The organism is Gemmatimonas sp. (genome assembly GCF_036405635.1).
Classification (GTDB): domain Bacteria; phylum Gemmatimonadota; class Gemmatimonadetes; order Gemmatimonadales; family Gemmatimonadaceae; genus Gemmatimonas.
Map to the genome: position 1 here is coordinate 15708 of NZ_DASWXE010000163.1, position 15537 is coordinate 31244.

Sequence of the window (15537 nt, forward strand, 5' to 3'; positions counted from 1 at the left end):
CTTTCCGGCATGCTACCTATCGACCTGACTGGAAAGCGCGCCCTCGTTGCGGGCGTTGCGGACGACAATGGCTTTGGCTGGGCTATCGCGAAGGCCTTTGCCGAAGCGGGAGCGAGTGTGTGTGTGGCCACGTGGCCACCGGCACTCAACATCTTCCTCAACCTGCTCGAGCGCGGGAAGATCGACGATTCGCGCCAGATGCCCGACGGCTCGCTGCTCACCTTCGAGCGCATCTATCCGCTCGATGCCGTCTACGACGCGCTGTCCGACGCGCCGGAAGACGTGCGCGAGAACAAGCGCTACAAGGAACTCGGCGACTTCTCCATCGACGGGCTCGCGCAGCGGCTCGTGTCGGACTTCGGCGAGAAGCCGCTCGACATCGTCTTCCATTCGCTCGCCAACGGGCCGGAAGTGAAGAAGCCGCTGCTCGAAGTGAGCCGCTCCGGTTATCTGGCCGCGTCGAGTGCGAGCGCGTATTCGCTGGTGTCCATGGTGCAGCGCCTCGGGCCGCTGATGCGCCCGCATGGTTCGGTGTGCTCGCTTACGTACATGGCCAGCGAACGCGCCATTCCCGGCTACGGTGGCGGCATGTCGTCGGCCAAGGCACAGCTCGAAAGCGACACGCGTGTGCTGGCATTCGAAGCTGGTCGCAAGTGGGGGCTGCGCGTGAACACGATCTCGGCCGGGCCGTACGCGTCGCGTGCGGCGAGCGCCATCGGCATCATCCAGACCATGGTGAAGTACTGCGCCGCCAACTCGGCGTTGCCCGAAGAGCTGGAAGCGCGCGAAGTGGGCACGACGGCGGCATTTCTGTCCAGCGGTCTCGCCAGCGGCATTTCCGGCACGACGGTCTATGTCGACAAGGGCTACCACGCGATGGGCATGGCCGTGACGATGCCGGCTGGCACCGAGCAGATCAGCGGCTGATTTCCCCGGCGTTCATCAGCGCGTTCCGCTGATCCTCCATGACTGACCCGGCATTGCGCACCGCAGAACATGAGTCCCCCACCGCTTCCACGGTGCGGGGACTCGGGCTGCGCGCGCGGCTTCTGGTCATGTCCCTGGTGACCATGACGCCACCCGTGCTGGTGGCGACACTGGTGGACATTCGCAACGACGGTTGGCCCGGTGCCCTGATGCTCGCGGGTGCCTTCGCCGCCGGGGGCGTGTTCGCCTACGCGGCGGGCAGTTACATCGTGCGTCCTGTGGAAGCGCTCATCCAGGACGCCCACGTGCTCTCTGCAGGATTGTCCGGGCATCGCTCCGTCATTCGTTCGAGCGACGAAGTGGGGCAACTCGCCATCGCGCTCAATCAGATGGCCGAAACGATGGAACGACGCACCGCGGCGCTGGCCGACAATGAGCGTCGCTATCGTTTTCTGTTCGACTCCAATCCGCTGCCCATGTGGGCGTGGGACGCCGAGACGACGAACATTCTGGCCGTGAATCAGGCGGCCATCGACAAGTACGGCTACGATCGCGAGCACTTCCTCACGCTGCAGATCGTCGACCTGATCGATCCGTCGGAGATGGAACGCTTCAGCGGCGCGCGTCTCCCGTTCTCCGAGACCCGCCAGAATGCCGGTAGCTGGATGCATCGCACCGCGACCGGCAAGCGACTGGAGATGGAGGTCATCACCACGTCGTCACGTCGTCTCGGACGCGCAAGCTGGTTGTCGGTGGGTATGGATATCACGGCGCGCCGTGAAGCCGAACGCGCACTGGCCCGCAGTGAAGAGCAGCTCCGTCAGGCGCAGAAGATGGAGGCCATCGGCACGTTCGCGGGTGGCATCTCGCACGACTTCAACAACCTGCTCACGGGCATGCTGGGGTACTGCGATCTGTTGCTGTCGCAGCTCAATCCGAGCACGGAAGCCTTTGCCGACGTGAGCGAGATTCGTGCGCTGGCCGTGCGTGGTACCGAGTTGTCGCGGCAGATTCTCGCCGTGAGCCGCAAAGCCGTGTTGCAGCCAGCCGTGCTCGATCCGAATGCGATCGTGCTGGGCCTCGACCGGTTGCTGCGTCGTCTGGTGGGCGAGCACATCACGCTGCACACCCACCTCGACAGCGAAGTGGGTACGGTGCGCGCTGATGCCGGTCAGCTCGAACAGGCGCTGCTCAATCTGGTCAGCAACGCGCGTGATGCCATGCCAAGTGGTGGACGCATCGACATCCGCGTGGGGCCCATCACCACGGAGCAGCGCCAGCGTTTCACGCTCGATGCGCAAACTGACTGGACGTCGATCAGCGTGGCCGACAATGGTACCGGCATGAGCGACGAGGTGAAGGCGCACATCTTCGAACCGTTCTTCACCACCAAGGCACGCGGCAAGGGGTCAGGGCTTGGTCTCGCGCTGGCCTGCAGCATGGTGGAGCGGGCCGGGGGTGAGATCCGCGTGGAGTCGACGCTCGGCGTGGGCACCACCATGCATCTCCTGCTGCCGCGTCTCGACGAAACGGTGCAGGTGGTGGACGATGCGGATCAGGAAGCGGGTTCGCTGGCCGGCACCGAGACGATTCTGCTGGCTGAAGATGAAGATGCGGTGCGCGCGGTGGCGACAGCGGCGCTGGAGCGTCGCGGGTATCGCGTGCTGGCGGCGCCCAATGGCGACGCGGCGATGGCGATCTCGCTGGCCTTCCCGGGCCGTATTGATCTGTTGGTGACCGATGTGGTCATGCCGGGCATGAGTGGTCGGGCACTGGCTGATCGTCTGGTGGTGCTGCGTCCCGGGCTGCCCGTGCTCTATGTGTCGGGCTACACCGATGACGAGGTATTGCGAAAGGGCATCAGCGCCGATGAACGCACGCTGCTGGCCAAGCCGTTCACGTCGCTGGAGCTGGCGCGCCGTGTGCGCACGATGATCGACAACGCGACGCCGTGATCAACCCTCAATTCCTGATGCAGCCATGATGAACTGGATCCTTGTCGTCATGGGTGCGATCGCGTCGATCGTCGTGGCGATGCTGGTGGGTGGCCTGATGGCACCGGCGCGTATCGAGATCGCGCGCACCATCCGCATTGCCGCGCGGCGTGAAGACGTGTGGCGTGTCGTGCATGACGTGCAGCAGATCCCGGACTGGTCGCCGCGCCTGCCGGCCTTCGAGGTGGCATCCGAAACGGCTCCGTCGGCGCTCACCCTGCGGCTCCGCAATGACAGTCAGGAGATCGTGGGCGAGTGGCACCTGCGCCTCGACGAAGTGGAAAGCCATACCAACCTTTCGGTGTCCGCCTCGAGTGTGACGGGCAATCCGATCGCGCGCTTCCTGCGCAGCTTCCGCAACCGCAACGCACAGGTGGACGCGTTCCTGGGCGGAGCGGCGGAGCAGCTGGGCGACTATCGCGCATCACCGCGAGATCAGTAGCCGCCGAACCCATGCGCCCTGACGACACCCACCCGGATCGCTGGCGCATGCTGGCACTCATTTCGGTGGCCGAGCTGTTGGGCATGTCGGTGTGGTTCACGGGGAGCGCGGTGTCGCCGCAGCTGGCCGAGCGCTGGGCACTCTCGGCCACCGACGTGGGATGGCTCACCACGGTGGTGCAACTGGGCTTCGTGATTGGCACAGCACTGTCGGCGGTGCTCAACCTGGCCGACGTGATTCCGGCGCGTCGTCTGTTCGCCACAGCGGCCACGCTGGGTGCACTGAGCAACGCATTGCTGTTGTTGGCACCGAGTTTTGGCTGGGCGCTCGTGGCGCGCGCGCTGTGCGGGTGTTGCATCGCGGGCGTGTATCCGCCGGCCATGAAGATGGCGTCCACCTGGTTTCGCGAACGTCGTGGCCTGGCGGTGGGTACCGTGGTGGGCGCGCTGACGGTGGGCAAGGCGTCACCGTATCTCGCGCAGGCCATTCCTGATGTCACGGTGCGCATGGTGGTGTTTGCATCGAGCGGCGCGGCATTGCTCGCGGCGCTGCTCGTCGGCGCGCGGTATGTGGACGGACCCTATGCGTTTCCGTCGCGTCGGTTCTCGTGGGGGCTGGTGGGTTCGGTGTTTCGCGAGCGTCGCTGGCGCCTGGCCACGGGTGGGTATCTCGGTCACATGGCCGAGCTGTATTCGTACTGGACGTGGATCCCGGCGTTCCTGGGTGCGAGTGCGGTGGCACATGCTGCAGCAACCGGTGCACCGGTTTCGACGCGTCTGGTGGGACTGCTCTCGTTCGGTGTGATTGCCGTGGGTGGCATCGGCTGCTTCTGGGGCGGCGTGGTGGCTGACCGTATTGGCCGTGCGCAGTTGGTGAATCGTGCCATGGCCCTGAGCGGCGCGTGCGCGCTGCTCATCGGACTCGCGTTTGGGCGTTCGTGGTGGCTGCTGGCGCCGCTCGCGCTGGCCTGGGGCTTCTTTGTCATTGCCGACAGCGCGCAGTTCTCGGTGCTGGTCACCGAAAGTGTGCCGCCGCATGCGGTGGGCACCGCACTCACGGTGCAGGTGTCGATTGGATTTCTGCTCACCACCATCACCATTCAGATCGTGCCGTTGCTCGTGCAGCGGATCGGATGGCAGTGGGCGTTTGCCGCGCTGGCGATCGGGCCGATGCTGGGGATTGCGAGCATTCGGCGGTTGCAGCGGCTTGGTACGGCGTGATCGACTCTTTTGCCACGGATTACACGGAGGGAGCGGAAACAACACGGATTTTTCTTGCGTCGATTCTGGAGTCTGTAGTCTCGAAACGGATCAGTTGTTTTGTTTGATCCGTGTAGTTTCCGCTCCCTCCGTGCAATCCGCGGCAAAGCAGTAAAAAAGCTGCCGACCGATCACGAGATCAGCCGGCAGCTCTTCACTTCACAGCGGTGCTGAAGACTTACTGCTGCAGGCGATAGTCGCCCGTCTCGTCTTCTTCCGCGCTGGTCTGACGGGCGCCCGGCGTATCGGCCGCCTTCACTTCGATGGCCGGGTGTCCGTGCTTCTTGCGGATCTCATCGATGGCGGGAATCAGATCCTTGTACGCCTTGCGCAGCTCCACCAGGTAGCCTTCGAGCTCCTTCGTGAGGATATCGAACACCTGCTGTGACTGGCGCGTCGGACGTGCCTCGGTGCTGGCCACCACACCCGACAACGCCGCGATCTGGTTGTTCACCTTGATCGGGTAGTTGAGCGGGTCCTGACCCGACTGGTTCTTGACCTGGTAGATCTCGGCTTCCATCGCGCTGATCTTCTGGTCCAGATCCTTCACCAGCGTGGCGTAACGCGCCGAGTCGCTGCCGACCGCGTTCATCTTCTCGACGGCCTGCTGACGCACGTAGCGCACCGTGCGCACGGCATCATTGGCGTCGGTGGTACGATCGCGGATCTGCATGAGCAGCTTGTACTGCGCCAGGAGATCGGCGCCCGTCGCGTTGCTGCGCGGATCCTTCTTCACGACGAGACGCGCGTCACCAGACGGCTGGCCATCCACCAGCAAACGCACGGTGAAGTTGCCCGGCGGAATGATCGGTCCGTTCATCGAGCCAGCCCACATGATCATGCCCGGGAACGCCGTCGCGTCACTCTCGCGCAGATTCCACGAGAAGGTGTTCATGCCGGTGTTGTTCGTGGGCGGACGATCGGCGGCCACGGCGCGACGGCCACCTGCAGTAGGCGTCGGTGCGACCGCGTCACTGGCAAAACTGCGGATGGTGCGACCGGTGGAATCGCGGAACTCGATGGTCACGCGCTTCGCCGGCTCCTTGAGCCAGTAGTACACGATCGTGCCGGCCGGCGGGTTCTGACCCACCGGTGATGCTGCGCTGCCACCGCCACCGAAACCACCGCCCCAGTTGAGGCGATACGCCGCGCTCGGCGTGAACAGGTGCGCCCGCTTGGCCAGCAGCGTGGTGTTCACCTGACGCAGCAGGCTGATGTCGTCGATCACCCAGAACGAACGACCATGCGTGCCCGCGATGACGTCGCCTTCCTTGATGGCGATATCGTGCACCGGCACCTGCGGCATGTTGCGACGCAGCGAGAACCACGTGCCGCCGTCATCGAGCGACGCCCAGATGCCGCGCTCGGTGCCGGCGAACAGCAGCCCCGGACGCACTTCGTCTTCGCGGATGACACGCGTGAACTCATGCGATGGGATGCCGTTGGCCTTGCCGCTGCCATCGATGCGCGTCCACGTCTTGCCGAAGTCCGTCGTCTTGAAGAGGTACGGCTCGTTGTCGTCCATCTGGAAGCGGTTGGCCGCGACATACGCCGTGCCGGCGTTGAAGTGGCTGGCTTCGATGATGGAGACACGCGCCCATTCCCGCTCCTTCAGGATGGCCGGGGTCACGTTGGTCCACGACACGCCGCCGTTGCGCGTGACGTGCACCAGGCCGTCGTCGGTGCCGGCCCAGATGGTGCCCTTGGCGATCGGCGATTCGGCGATGGCGAAGACCGTGCCGTAGTACTCGACGCTGGTCTGGTCCTTCGTGATCGGACCGCCCGACGGGCCCAGGGTGCGCGGATCGTTGCGCGAGAGGTCGGGCGAGATGGCCGTGTAGCTGTCGCCTTCGTTGACCGTCTTGAACAGCACGCTCGAACCGACGTACAGCGTCTTCGGATCGTGCGGGCTCACCAGCAGCGGGAACGTCCACTGCATGCGGTACTTCGCGTCCTTCGCATCATGGCCCATCGGATTGAGCGGCCACGGATTGATGTCACGCGTGAGTCCCGTGCGCATGTCCTTGCGCGTGAGATAGCCGCCGTAGCTGCCCGCGAACACGATGTCCGGATTGTTCGGCAGCGGCGCAATGAAACCCGACTCACCGCCGCCCGCGTCCTTCCACATGTCGATCGTGATGCCACCCGGCGCACGCGACGGGCCGCACAGCGTGCTGTTGTCCTGCTGCGCGCCGCAGATCTGGTACGGGAAGTGGTTGGTCGTGGTGACGTGGTAGAACTGCGCCGTGGCGTAGTCCACATCCGTCCACGTCTTGCCGCCGTCCGCCGACACGTTGGCGCCACCGTCGTTGGCTTCGATCATGCGATTCGGATCGTCCGGCGCGACCCAGAAGTCGTGCGAGTCGCTGTGCTTGACGCCCTGCACGTTGCTCCACGTCTTGCCACCGTCACGCGAGACCTGGAACGACACGTTGCTGGCGTAGACCACGTCCGGATTCTTCGAATCGGCGTAGATCTTGGTGTAGTACCAGGCACGCTGCCGCAGCTTGCGTTCGTCGTTCACACGTTCCCATGTGGCGCCGGCATCGTCCGAACGGAACACACCACCCTCATCCGCTTCGATGAGCGCATAGAGACGGCGCGAATTGCCGCCGCTCACCGTCACGCCGATGTTGCCCCACAGGCCCTTCGGCAGGCCGGGGTTCTTCGTGATCTCGGTCCACGTGTCACCACCGTCGGTGGTCTTGAACATGCCCGAGCCCTTGCCGCCGGAGACGAGCATCCACGGCTTGCGATGCGCCTGCCAGAAGCCCGCGTACAGCACGTTCGGGTTGGCGGGATCCATCACCAGATCGGCGGCACCGGTGGAGTCGTCACGGAACAGCACCTTCTGCCAGTTCTTGCCGCCGTCCTTGCTGCGGAAGATGCCGCGTTCCGCATTCGGGCCCCACACATGCCCCTGCACAGCGGCGTAGACGAGCTCGGGGTTGGTGGGGTGGACGCGGACCTTGGCGATCTGGCGCGAGTCGTTGAGGCCGATGTTGACCCACGTCTTGCCACCGTCGGTGGTCTTCCACATGCCATCGCCGTGGGAGACGTTGCCGCGGATGGCAAACTCGCCGCCGCCGACGTACACGACATCCGGATTGCTCGGTGCCACCGCGACCGCACCCGTGGTGCCGCCGAAGTATCCGTCGGTCATCGGCAGCCACGTGTCGCCACCGTCGGTGGTCTTGTAGACGCCACCACCGGTGGTGCCCATCCAGTACTCCTTCGGACGGGCCACGGAGCCGGCAACCGCCACCGAGCGACCGCCGCGATAGGGACCGATCTCTCGCCACTTGAGCGAGGAGATGGCGCCGGTATCAAACGGCGCGGACAACAGCCCGGGGCCTGCGGGACGAGCCGCGGCGGGGCGAGCCGTCGGCCGTGCCGTTTGGGCACCCATGGACAAAACAGGACATAGCGCCGAGGCCAGGAGGGCCAGGCGCGGAACGAGGTACTTCACGGGGCGGGACCTCCGTATATGTGAGTGGCGCCCTGCGACTATTGCGAAGGCATTTCCTCACCGCAAGGCTTTTTCCCCGACACCGCATCTCCGGCTCCAAAGGCCGGGGCAACGCTACGTCTCGTGGCGTTCCCTGAAACTGCTCAGCCCATCTTGCGTACAGCGATACTGAAGTGATATCACTTTAATACCAACCCCCTCCAAGAGGTTTGCATATGCTTCGCGAAACCGAGGTCCACCCGGCACCTGGGCTCCTCATGGCCATTGTGCTGGTGGCGGCGATCTTCGGGTCGGTCGCCCTGATCATCTGGGGTGCCCGCTCGGGCATGCCGCTGTACATGATCGCCGGCGTCGTTCTGATCTTCCTGACCACCCTCTGCTTCAAGGGCCTGTTCACCGTCGACCCCAATGAGGGCCGGGTGCTGACGCTCTTCGGCAACTACAAGGGCACCGTGCGCACGTCGGGGCTGTGGTTCGTGAATCCGTTCATCCAGCGGTCTTCGGTGTCGCTGCGCGTGCGCAACTTCGAGACGAACAAGCTCAAGGTGAACGACGCGCAGTCGAACCCGGTGGAGATCGGGGCGATCGTGGTGTGGCGCGTGACGGATACGGCCGAGGCGATCTTCGAGGTGAACGACTACGTGCAGTACGTGGCGGTGCAGAGTGAGTCGGCGCTGCGCGCGCTGGCCTCCACGCATCCGTACGATTCGCATGGCACCGGAGAGATCTCGCTCAGCACGCACCAGACCGAGGTGAACAAGGGGCTGCTCGAGGCGCTGCACGAGCGGCTGGCCAAGGCGGGCGTGGAAGTGATCGAGGCGCGTATCAGTCACCTGGCGTATTCGCCAGAAATCGCGGCGGCCATGCTGCAGCGCCAGCAGGCCAGCGCGATCGTGGCTGCGCGCCAGACGATCGTGGAAGGCGCCGTGGGCATGGTGGAGATGGCCCTCGAGGCACTCAAGACCCGTGACATCGTGGAGCTCGACGGGGAACGCAAGGCCGCGATGGTGAGCAACCTGCTGGTGGTGCTCTGCTCGGAACGTTCGGCGCAACCGGTGGTCAACACCGGCTCGCTCTACACCTGATCCGGCGTCAGTATCTGATGATCGTGTGCCCGGTGCTGCATCATGGCTGACCGCAAGTCGTTCCTCCTCCGGGTGGACCGTGACGTGCTCGACGCGGTGCAGCGCTGGGCAAACGATGATCTGCGCAGCCTGAACGGGCAGATCGAGTTTCTGTTGCGGAATGCGCTCCGTGATGCGGGACGCGCGCCGAAAGCGAAAGCGGCACCAGATGCAGACGTGGCGGACGCGGAATCGGACGGCAGTGGGACATCGGACGGTTCCGCGTGATGGTCCTGCAGCCGCCGGGCATGCCAGCCATGCCGTCGCTGCCGTCGGGTGCGTGGACCGTGACCGCCCGCGGGGATTCGCTGCACCGCGATACGATCACGTTCTCGGCCCAAGGTGCGCCGCGTGCCGCAGAACTGTGGACGCTGCGTGTACCGGAGCATCGAGCATCATCAACGCAGCGCAACCCACAGCGTGTCACGTTGCGCGCAGTGCGCGTTCCGGCTCTGCGGTCTCCGGGAGACGCCATCGTTGCACCGATCGTGTTTCTCGCGGGCGGGCCTGGGGATGCCGGTACGCGGGCGATCGGCGGCATGCCACCGACGATGCTCGATTCGCTGCGGGCGCGTGGCGACGTGATCGCATTCGATCAGCGTGGCACACGTCGTTCAGACGCGCGCCTCTCCTGCCTCACATCACCGCTGCCGATGCAGGTACCGCTCACACGCGGCGCGCGCGACTCGGCAGCAGCGGTCGATGCACAGCAATGCGTGCAGCAGTTCAAGAACGCCGGCGTGATCCTGGCAGGGTGGTCGACGCGGGAGAATGCCGAGGATCTCGAGTCGCTGCGCATCGCGCTGAACGTGCCGCGTTTGTCGTTGTTGGGCGGCAGCTACGGGACGCACCTCGGGTTGGCCTACGTGGGTGCGCATGAGACGCGGGTGGCGCGCGCGGTGCTGGTGGGGGTGGAAGGGCCCGATGACACGTTCAAGTTGCCGTCGCGCGTGGATGCGATGTTTGCGCGATACGCCGCGCAGGTGGACGCGGACACATCACGCGCTGGCCGTGTGCCGCTGGGTGCGGCCATCGATTCGCTGCGGACGCTGCTCGATCGGACGCCCCAGGTAGTGGGGCTTTCCCCAACCGCAGGCACTCCACAGGTGATGGTCGATGGATCCACGGTGCAGCGGTTCGTGGCCGACGCGCTGGGCGATCTGACGGCGTTGCGCCGTTTGCCCAGCGAGGTGGACCGACTGCTGCGCGGAGACCTGACTCCACTCGTGCCTACCGAAGCGCGTCGTCGGCAGGCGCGCATGATCGATGGCATGAACCTGCTCATGAACTGCACTTCTGGCGCCAGCGCAGACCGGCAGGCACAAATCGCGCGGGAGACGGCGAGCAGCCGCCTGGGCGATGTGATCGATGCCCCCACGCCGGCAATGTGCGCGTCGACGGCGACGGAGCTCGCTCCGCTGCCGCCGACGCTGCCCGCGCAGGTGTCCGCGGCCGTGCTGTTCGTGAGTGGGACATGGGACGGTCGCACACCGGTGGCCAATGTGGATGCGTTACTGCCACGTTTTCGCAACGGACGGCATCTGGTGATCGAACATCAGTCACACGGGCTGATGGGTGATCCCACGGTGTGGGACGCCACGCTGCAGTTCTTCGCTGGACAGGATGTGCCAAGCACTGTCGTGCGTCGCCCGATGCCGGCTTTGGTGCGATAATTCATTCGCTGTTCCTTCGTCGCTTTGCACGGAGTCGTTTTCATGATGCATCTCATCTTCCGCCGCGGCCGTCGCGTCGGCGTCGCGACCCTGATCATTGTGGTGTGTGGCATTCTGGCCGGCTTGCTGTTCGCCCGGTCAGCGCGCGCGCAGGCAGCACCCACAGCAGGCGTGGTCACACCGACGCTGTTCGTGTATCTGCGGGGCAATGACACGGTGGCCACCGAGACGTTCAGTGCCGATGCGGGCGCATTGCGCGGTGCGCTGGTGCTGCGTGGACAGCCGTCACTCACCTGGACACAGCAACGCAGCGGCACGACTCTCACGTCGCTCGATGTGGCGGTGCGCGCGCCCGGTGCGCTGTCGGATGCCGCGCCACTGCAGGAAGTGACGCTCACGACCCGCAGCGACAGCGTGGTCATCAACTCGCGCTCCGGCAGCCGTTCGCGCACGCAGGCCGTGGCCAGCCGTGATGGAGCGTTGCCACTGGTCGGACAGTCGGTGATGCATGCGGCAATCGTTTCGCGCGCGGCGCGGCAGTTGAACAAGCGCGTGGTGCCGGTGTTCATGGCGTCGGGCATGCAGACGCTCGATGGTACGGTGGTCACCGTGGGCGACACCACCACCCTCACCATCGCCGGCATGGCCGTGCGCACGGTCTGGCGTGGTGACACGCCGCTCGAGATCAGTGTACCGGCGCAGGGGCTGCGCGCCGTGCGTGCCACCGGCCCGGTCACGCTCGCACCAGCAGGCGCCATCAGCTACAACGCGCCGGTCAATGCGCCTTATGGCGCCGAACAGGTCACCATTCCCACCGCCCGTGGCTACACGCTGGCCGGCACGTTCACCAAGCCCACGGGGCGAGCCGGCAAAGTCCCGGTGGTGATCACCATCAGTGGCAGCGGGCCGCAGGAACGCGATTCACGGATACCGAGCATCAAGGGCTACGAGCCATTCCGCGAGATTGCCGATACGCTGGGCCGTCGTGGCATCGCGGTGCTGCGTTACGACGATCGTGGTGTGGGCGCGAGTGGCGGTGCGGAGTCCCGCGGCACCGCCACCAGCACCGACTTCGCCGACGATGTGCAGTCGGTGATTGCCTGGCTCAAGACACGCCCCGATGTGGACCCCACGCGCATCGCACTGGCCGGTCACAGTGAAGGCGGACTCATCGCGCCCATCGTGGCCGTGCGCGAACCGTCCGTGCGCGCGATCGCGCTGCTGGCCGGCCCTGCATACGATGGCCGTCGCATTCTGGTCTCGCAGAATGAGACGGTGCTGAAGGAACTCTCCGATGTCACCGACGCGCAGCGCGACTCGCTGCGCCGCCGCATTCCGGCATCACTCGATTCCATCGAGCGCGCCAATCCGTGGTTCGGACAGTTCATGCGTACCGATCCGAAGCTGATGCTGCGCCAGGTGAAGCAGCCCGTACTCATTCTGCAGGGCGACACCGACCTGCAGGTCACTCGCGAACAGGCCGATACCATCGCGGCCACGCTGCGGGCGGCCGGAAATCAGCGCGCGACACTGCGCCATTTCCCGGCCACCAATCACCTCATGCTCGCCGATTCCACCGGCGCGCTGAACGGCTACGCGCTGTTGCCCAACACGCAGGTGCGAAAAGAAGTCCTCGGCGCGCTGGCCGACTGGATGGTACTGACGCTCAGATAGGCGCCCGCAACGCGCGCAGCGATCCCTGCCACTCGATGACCCAGCCGCGTGCACGCCAGCGTGTGAGCAGGACGTCGTACTCGGGGGCGTAGTTGGGCACGCCGAGCATGGGCGAATAGATCCAGCGATGGGTGGGCGAATAGGCGACGAGTACGCCCGGCGCGTCGGGCAGGTCGATGGCTTCGAGCCATAGTGAATCATTTCCGATGCGCGCCCATCGCGGCGTCTGTGCCACCATCATCGACGTGCGCGGGGCACGCTTGGAGCCCCTGGCGCTCGTGTCACTGTACAGAATGGACCGCACGATGGCCTGCGTACCAGGCGCCACGTGCAAGCCGCGCCCGGTACGCGCGAACCACCGCGCGCCACCGTTGCCGGCACCTGGGCGCGCCGCCACGCCGGCCACGAGGCCAACTCCCGTATGACGGGTGAGCCACGCGTCGATCGCCGGAAGCGATCCTTCCGACTGCGCGGTCTCGAAGAGCACCCATCCTCCGCCGATCTTCACCGCGCCGGCGCTGCCCACCAGCTGCGGCCACGACACAAAGTGTTCGGCGTTCACGCGCACCGAATCGAATGACAGCTGCCACATGGGACGCCGCTCGGTGGCCAGATAGCGCAACGCCATCGAATCGCTGATGGCAAACGAATCGGCCGGTGCCGATGCGTTCACCGTGAAGGCCAGCGCGGTCATGCGCTTGTAGGGGCGCCCGACTCGGCGCACATCACGCTGACGCGGCAACAACACGCCGGGCGGCACCTTGGTCCAGTTGGAGAACCAGATCTCTACCGGCATTACGCCCCACGATGCGAGACCGAAGTCGTTGGTCTCGTCGGCCATGAATCGCACGAACGCCGGCAAGCCATCAGTGCGACGCAGGAACCAGACGGATGGAAAGCCATCCACCGTGGCTGCGACCCGTGCATGCACCACGCCATCGATGGTGCTGTCGCGCAGCGCGCGCAGGTCGGCGGCGTGACGCGCCAGCCGCAGCGTGCGCTCCGGCGCAAACGCGAACTGTTCACGACGCTCGGTGATGTACGCGATGTTCAGTGGCATCGTGGTCGTGGCACCACCGGGGCCATTGAATGATCGTGCCGCCACGGTGTCTCGCACGATATCGAGGAACATGCCACCCGTGAGCGGCATGCGTGCATTGCGCCAGGCATTGAGCGCATAGTTGCGCAGATCGCTGTTGCGCTCGAATGACGGTTGATCGGGATACGGATGCTCACTGAATGTGGTGCGCTGCCACTGAGTGAGCAGATCCATGCGCATGCTGGTGATCGCGGCCAGCAGGGAGTCTCCGCCCATGCGGGCAATCGCCCGATCCAGCAGCGCGGTCGCCACGCGGTCGCCGCGCGACACGGGGGATGCGGAGGGCGGCGCCGGCGGCCTGGGCATTGACGGCCCAGCGGACGGACGCGCCGGAATGCGCAGCAGCGGAGTCATCACCGTCTGCGAGGCGATAGCCTGACCGCCAAAGAGCCGGCCAAGAGTGCCAGCCACCTGCGGGGATGAGGTCCAGAGATCGTCGTCATGTCCCGCGCCGTCGAGCAACAGCGTGTGCGCATTGGAAAATCCGCGGCGCACCTCATCGGCGTTCATGGGCGGGGTGCGACCATCCATCGTGCCGCTAACGAACAAGGCCGGCACGTCGGAGCGAATGGGCGCACGGAACGCATCGCCCAGATCGGGAACGCCAAATGCCGCGGCATCGAGCGTGGTCCAGGGGAAATTGAGCGCCCCGCCGAACACGCTCTCCCGTTCGCCCGCTGCCACCATCGCGCGTCGCGCACCGGTGGCACCGCTGGCCAGATCCATCGCCAGTGACATGGCCGATGGGCGTAGCACGGCCTCTCGAATGCCGCTCACGAGTTGGGCCACGAGCGAGGCGTCCCCCTGTTGCACCATGGACAGCATGACCGGCACGAGTGACGCGGTCTGCGTGCGGCCGAGCGCGCCGGCCACGGCCAACTGCAGGTCGAATGGGCCGATGACCATGGGGCCGCCGACCCCCGGAGGTCCCTGCACCACGCCGGTGAGCGGCCGCGCCTGCAAAGATCGCAGGGCGTCACGCAATGCCTGCGTGAGATCGGGCGTGAGCGTGCGCGCGACGGAATCCTTCGCCGCCCAGGTGGCGAGACGCTGCAGTATCCGATCTGCATCCCGCGGATCCTTGAACGTGTGATCCGGCCCTTCCGTGCCCATCAACACGATGCGCTGCACGGCGTGCGGAGCGTGCCGCAGCGTTGCCAGCGCGAGGTGCGTGCCGTAGCTCATGCCCCACAGGCTCACCTGCGGCACACCCAGTGCCTGCCGCAGCACATCGATGTCCTGTGCGCTCTGCACGGTGGTGTAGGCCGCGAGATCGACGCCCTGCGTTTTCCACCACGCTACGCAGCGCGCGGTCTCACGACGCACCGCTTCGATCTGACGTGCCTGACTCATGAGGGAATCGTTGCGCAGCGGTGCCGTGGAGGAGCGCGGGCATGGCGCCGGTGGTGCTGACTGGCCGGTGCCCCGTTGGTCGAGCAGGATCACGTCGACATGCTGCCGCACGCTGTCGAAGACCGGCCAGCGATTGCCGCGTGCCGCGTCGATGCCCGAGCCACCCGGACCACCGGCCAGGTAGATCACTGGTGCGGCGCCGGCGACTGGATGCCGCGCCCGAAGCCGCACCAGACGCAGCGTCTGCCGTGGACCGCTGGGCTGATCATGACGGCGTGGGACATCGAGCGTGCCGAGTTCGGCGTCGATGGTGCCGTGTGCACGGGTGACAAACGGGTGGGGCTCGAAGCGAATGTGTGCGGCGGCAGGAGCCGCGAGCTGCGCCTGGGCTTCGATGTGCGTCGGCGGGCAGGCCATGGATGCCGTCAGTGCGAAGCCTGCCAGCAGCCGACGGCGCGCGCGCAGGACGAGCGCCACGAAGAAAGGCCTGGTGTTGTGCAAGGTGGTGTTGTGCATGTCCACA

10 protein-coding genes are annotated in these 15537 nt (G+C 65.7%); 8 read left to right on the forward strand and 2 right to left on the reverse strand.

Annotated elements, in window-relative coordinates:
- Nucleotides 1-9: 9 nt before the first annotated feature.
- From VGE27_RS13210 to VGE27_RS13225, 4 genes are read left to right on the forward strand one after another with little or no spacing between them, the layout of a single operon-like run.
- A complete protein-coding gene (locus VGE27_RS13210) occupies nt 10-927 on the forward strand; it encodes an enoyl-[acyl-carrier-protein] reductase (RefSeq protein WP_331050136.1) in 918 nt (305 codons plus the stop codon).
- A 38-nt stretch (nt 928-965) separates the two neighbouring features.
- On the forward strand, nt 966-2882 hold the full coding sequence (locus VGE27_RS13215; RefSeq protein WP_331050137.1) for an ATP-binding protein: 1917 nt from the start codon (nt 966-968) through the stop codon (nt 2880-2882).
- A 25-nt stretch (nt 2883-2907) separates the two neighbouring features.
- Nucleotides 2908-3363, forward strand: a complete 456-nt coding sequence (locus tag VGE27_RS13220; protein ID WP_331050138.1) for an SRPBCC family protein — start codon at nt 2908-2910, stop codon at nt 3361-3363.
- A gap of 11 nt (nt 3364-3374) precedes the next feature.
- Nucleotides 3375-4583: an MFS transporter gene (locus VGE27_RS13225; RefSeq protein ID WP_331050139.1), complete on the forward strand. Its 1209-nt coding sequence runs from the start codon at nt 3375-3377 to the stop codon at nt 4581-4583.
- A gap of 217 nt (nt 4584-4800) precedes the next feature.
- On the opposite strand, the gene VGE27_RS13230 is transcribed toward VGE27_RS13225, so the two are convergent.
- A complete protein-coding gene (locus VGE27_RS13230) occupies nt 4801-7965 on the reverse strand; it encodes a VPS10 domain-containing protein (RefSeq protein WP_331050140.1) in 3165 nt (1054 codons plus the stop codon).
- A gap of 341 nt (nt 7966-8306) precedes the next feature.
- Between VGE27_RS13230 and VGE27_RS13235 the strand changes: the two genes are divergently transcribed.
- From VGE27_RS13235 to VGE27_RS13250, 4 genes are read left to right on the forward strand one after another with little or no spacing between them, the layout of a single operon-like run.
- Complete coding sequence (locus tag VGE27_RS13235) at nt 8307-9176, forward strand: SPFH domain-containing protein (protein WP_331050141.1); 870 nt, start codon at nt 8307-8309, stop codon at nt 9174-9176.
- A gap of 42 nt (nt 9177-9218) precedes the next feature.
- Complete coding sequence (locus VGE27_RS13240; RefSeq protein ID WP_331050142.1) at nt 9219-9443, forward strand: hypothetical protein; 225 nt, start codon at nt 9219-9221, stop codon at nt 9441-9443.
- A complete protein-coding gene (locus tag VGE27_RS13245) occupies nt 9443-10888 on the forward strand; it encodes an alpha/beta fold hydrolase (RefSeq protein WP_331050157.1) in 1446 nt (481 codons plus the stop codon). Before VGE27_RS13240 ends, VGE27_RS13245 begins: the two co-directional genes overlap by 1 nt.
- A 42-nt stretch (nt 10889-10930) precedes the next feature.
- Entirely contained in the window at nt 10931-12562 is a 1632-nt protein-coding gene (locus tag VGE27_RS13250) for an alpha/beta hydrolase family protein (protein ID WP_331050143.1), read from the forward strand.
- On the opposite strand, the gene VGE27_RS13255 is transcribed toward VGE27_RS13250, so the two are convergent.
- Nucleotides 12555-15530, reverse strand: coding sequence for an alpha/beta hydrolase (locus tag VGE27_RS13255; RefSeq protein ID WP_331050144.1), 2976 nt, complete (start codon nt 15528-15530; stop codon nt 12555-12557). The genes VGE27_RS13250 and VGE27_RS13255 overlap by 8 nt on opposite strands.
- Between the last annotated feature and the right edge of the window lie 7 nt (nt 15531-15537).